Genomic DNA, 4,059 nt, shown 5'->3' with positions numbered 1-4,059 from the left:
GAGACAGGCCCGGCACCGCCCCGCCCGCACCAGCCGCAGGTCGGTCCGGCCGTACGACGACCGCGGCACCCCCGCGGGGCCAGCATCGAGGTCATCAGCAGGCGCCCGACACCCGCCACGGAGGCTCACGATGCCCGGTCCGTTCCGCTATACACAGCCCACTCCGCCCAAGTCGGCCACCGGCCGTACCGCCGAGGTCTACACCCAGATCGGCGAGGACTTCGGCATGGACAAGCTGGCCACCTTCCAGGTCCTCTCGCCGTCCGACGAACTCCTCTCCTCCGCCTGGTCGTTGATGCGCGAGTCCCTGCTCTCGGGCGAGGGCACGCGCACCGGCAAGGAGCTGGCCGCGCTCGGCGTCTCGCAGGCGAACCGCTGCCAGTTCTGCGTGGACGCCCACACGATGCTGCTGCACGCGACCGGCGACCACCGGCTCGCGGAGCAGGTCGCCGCCGACGGCCTGCCGGAGGACGAGGGTCACGCCCGGATCCTGGCCTGGTCGAAGGAGAGCCGTGAGCCCGGCAAGGTGTCGGCTCCGCCGGTGCCGAAGAGCGAACAGCCCTCGTACATCGGCACCGCGCTCGCCTTCCACTTCATCAACCGGATCGCGTCCGCGCTGCTCGCCATCGACCTGTTCCCGGGCGGCGCACAGAGGTACCGCGCCGTGCGCAGCCTCGCCGGCCGCTCCCTGTCGAAGGCCGTGCGGCGTGTCCCCGAGCCGGGGCTGAGCCTGCCGCTGCTCACCCACCAGGCCGCCGGGCCCTCCTGGGCGGCCGGGAAGCCGGTCGGCAACGCGTTCGCCGCGCTGCGCAGCGCGGCCCTGATGGGTGCGGGGCTGCTCGACGAGGACGACCGGAAGTACGTCGAGGCGCAGGTCGCGCAGTGGGACGGTGAGCACCCGCCGGCCGACTGGCCCGGACTGCCGGCCCGTGACGACCGTCCGGGCGCCCGCCTCGCCCTGCTCGCCGCACTGGCTCCGTACAGCATCGCGGACGAGGACGTCGCCGCCTGGCGCACACCGCAGCACACCGACCACTGCCTGGTCCACCTGGTCGGTTACGGCGCCTTCCTCGCCGTCGACCGGATCGCCACCGCCTTCGAGACCACCTTGGAGTCCTGATGACCACCACGCACACGCAGTCCGACGCCTGGAACGGGCCGGTCGGCACCCACTGGGCCAAGCACCACGAGCGGTACGACGCGATGCTGAGCGAGTTCGACGCGGCGCTGTTCGAGGCCGCGGCGATCCGGCCGGCCGACCGCGTCCTCGACATCGGCTGCGGCGCGGGGGCGACCACACGCGCCGCCGCCCGGCTCGCCTCGAAGGGCCGCGCCCTGGGCGTGGACATCTCGGCGCCGCTCCTGGAGCGGGCGCGCGCCGAGCTGCTGCCCAATCTCTGGTACGAGAAGGCGGATGCGCAGACGTACCCGTTCACGGTCGGCGGCTTCGACGTGCTGATCAGCCGGGGCGGGGTGATGTTCTTCGACGATCACCGCTCCGCGTTCGCCCACCTGGCCCGGGCGCTGCGCCCTGGCGGCAGGTTCGCGTTCATCTGTCCGCAGCCGGTGGACGCGCAGAGCGTGGAGGCGCGGGTCTTCGGGCGGCTTGCCGAGCTGAGGCCGCAGACGCCGGACCCGGTCGTGATGGCGGCCCATCGCGCGATGGCCTCGCTCTCGGAGCCGGACCGGCTGCGGGAGGTCCTTGCCGACTTCTCGGAGGTCGCGATACGTCCGGTGCACGCCGCCTCCGTCTACGGCAGCGATCCGCAGGACGCGGTGGACTTCGTGCTCTCGCGCGGTCCGCGGGCCGAGGTGTCCGCCGAGGTCCGGTCGGCGATGGCGGAGGTGTTCGAGTCGTATGCGGGTCCGCTCGGGGTGCGGCTGCCGTCGAGTGTGTGGCTGGTGACGGGCGTACGCCCCTGAAGCTGTTCCCGCCTTCGATTCCGACAATTCACCGCAGCTCGTATCAAACAAGAGTCAACAATCAGCAGCCGGACGGGACATGAGCCACGTCTCGTCCGGCTCCCCTGTTCCCCAGAGCTGCACTTGTGGCACTGTCATCCCTCACACCCCCGCTCTCGCGCGGCTGACCCCCGCGTTTCCCCCGCAGGAGGTGGACGCCATGCGTTCGCTGCCACTGCTGCTCGCCGGGCGCCTGCTGCCGGTCGTCGTTCTCGCCACGGCCGGCTGGGCCTGGACGAGCGGCCCGTATGCCCCCGACGACGTCCAGCCGGCCGCCGCCCCCCGACCTCAGGCGAAGCCTGTCGCCAAGTACGACAAGCCGCCCGAGCCCTGTGGCGCGGTCGATGCGGCCGCGGTCAAGAAGCTCGTGCCCGGCGCCAAGCCTGCGGGCAAGGAGATAGAGCTCACCGATCCCGACCGGCGCCGTACGTGTTCGTGGAGTGCGCTCAAGAACTTCGACTACCGCTGGCTCGATGTGTCGTACGAAGTCTTCGACTCGCAGAAGTCCGCCGAAGCCGCGTACAAGAAGCACAGCGCGGGCGACGCGCAGCCGCTGGCGGACCTCGGCGACGCCGCCGCGATCGAGGTCGAGCTCACCACCAAGGACAAGCAGCAGACCCGCGAGGCCGTGGTGACGGCACGCTCGGGCAATGCCCTGGTGACCATCACGTACAACGGCTGCGATTTCGAGTCCCGCAAGGCGCCGACCCCCGCGTCGATACAGGAGGGCGCGGAGACCGCGGCCCGCGCGGCGATGGAGCAGCTCACCGCGCAGGCCTGAGGTCCCCGTCAGTAGAGCGTGCCCATCGCCTGCCGGACCTCCGTGAGCGTGGCCTCGGCGACGGCCGTGGCGCGCTCATTGCCCTGGTGCAGGACCTTGCGGAGATACGTACGGTCGGCCGCGTAGTCGCTGCGGCGGGCGCGCAGCGGGGCCATGAAGGTGTTGACCGCCTCCGTCACGCGGCGCTTGAGCGCGGCCGCCCCGCCGTCGCCGATCTCCTCGGCTACCGCCCGCGGATCCCCGCCCTCGCACAGGGCGGCGAGCAGCACCAGGCTGGACACCTCGGGGCGGTGGTCCGGGTCGTACGTGATCCGCCGTTCGGCGTCGGTCTTCGCGCCCTTGATCAGCTTCGCGGTCTCGTCGGCGGTGGCGCTCAGCGAGATCGCGTTGCCACGGGACTTGCTCATCTTGGTGCCGTCGGTGCCGAGCAGCAGCGGAGCCTCGGAGAGCAGGGCGTCCGGAACCGGGAACACCGGCCCGTACCGCTCGTCGAACCGCCGCGCGACCGTCCGCGTGACCTCCAGATGCGGCAGCTGGTCCTGTCCGACCGGCACCAGGTTCGCCTTGCAGAAGAGGATGTCCGCCGCCTGGTGCACGGGGTACGTGAACATCAGCCCGCTCACCGCCGACTGCCGCGAGTGGGCGATCTCGTCCTTGACGGTGGGGTTGCGCTGGAGTTCGGCCACGGACACCAACGACAGGAACGGCAGCAGGAGTTGGTTGAGCGCGGGGATCGCGCTGTGCGTGAAGACCGTGGAGCGCTCGGGGTCGATCCCGATGGCCAGGTAGTCGAGGAGCAGTTCCTCGACGATCTCGGCCTGCCGCTCGGCGACGTCCCGGTCCGTGAGCACCTGGTAGTCGGCGACCAGGACGAAGGTCTCGACGCCGGCGTCCTGGAGTCTGACGCGGTTGCGGAGGGTGCCGAAGTAGTGGCCGAGGTGGAGCGGGCCCGTGGGCCGGTCGCCGGTGAGCACCCGGAAGCGTCCGGGGTCGCGGCGGATCTGCTCCTCGAGCTCGGCGCTGCGGCGCCGGGCGACGGAGATGCTGTCGGTGGTGAGGCTGGTGCCGGTGATGGTGTCGGTGTCGGTGTCGGTGTCGGTGTCGGTGTCGGTCTGCATGGTGGGTTCCTGCCTGCCGCGAGTGGGTGGGTGTCCGGGCCGGATCGGGCCGAGGGGTCCACTGCGTGCAGGGGCCGGGCCGTCCGTGTGGCACGGCCCGGGGTGTGTCTGGTCAGTGGCCGCTCCTAGAGGGAGCGCCACCAGCGCAGACAGCACGTGATCGACATGGGTTCAGGGTACGGGAGGGGGTGCCGGGGG

At 71.5% G+C, this 4,059-nt stretch carries 4 protein-coding genes; 3 read left to right on the top strand and 1 reads right to left on the bottom strand.

Annotation, left to right across the window (positions count from 1 at the left end; all coding sequences use genetic code 11):
- Window positions 1–130: 130 nt before the first annotated feature.
- The 3 genes from G6045_RS39615 (at window position 131) to G6045_RS39605 (ending at window position 2,743) form a co-directional block, all read left to right on the top strand.
- Window positions 131–1,120, top strand: a complete 990-nt coding sequence (locus tag G6045_RS39615; RefSeq protein ID WP_165337092.1) for a carboxymuconolactone decarboxylase family protein — start codon at window positions 131–133, stop codon at window positions 1,118–1,120.
- Window positions 1,120–1,923, top strand: a complete 804-nt coding sequence (locus G6045_RS39610; protein WP_165337091.1) for a class I SAM-dependent methyltransferase — start codon at window positions 1,120–1,122, stop codon at window positions 1,921–1,923. The genes G6045_RS39615 and G6045_RS39610 overlap by 1 nt, the downstream gene beginning before the upstream one ends.
- A 199-nt stretch (window positions 1,924–2,122) precedes the next feature.
- Complete coding sequence (locus tag G6045_RS39605; RefSeq protein ID WP_165337090.1) at window positions 2,123–2,743, top strand: hypothetical protein; 621 nt, start codon at window positions 2,123–2,125, stop codon at window positions 2,741–2,743.
- 8 nt (window positions 2,744–2,751) lie between these two features.
- On the opposite strand, the gene trpS is transcribed toward G6045_RS39605, so the two are convergent.
- Window positions 2,752–3,861: a tryptophan--tRNA ligase gene (gene trpS / locus G6045_RS39600; protein ID WP_165337089.1), complete on the bottom strand. Its 1,110-nt coding sequence runs from the start codon at window positions 3,859–3,861 to the stop codon at window positions 2,752–2,754.
- Between the last annotated feature and the right edge of the window lie 198 nt (window positions 3,862–4,059).

The organism is Streptomyces mesophilus, assembly GCF_011044995.1.
GTDB lineage: Bacteria > Actinomycetota > Actinomycetes > Streptomycetales > Streptomycetaceae > Streptomyces > Streptomyces mesophilus.
This window is presented reverse-complemented; position numbering and strand designations above follow the sequence as displayed.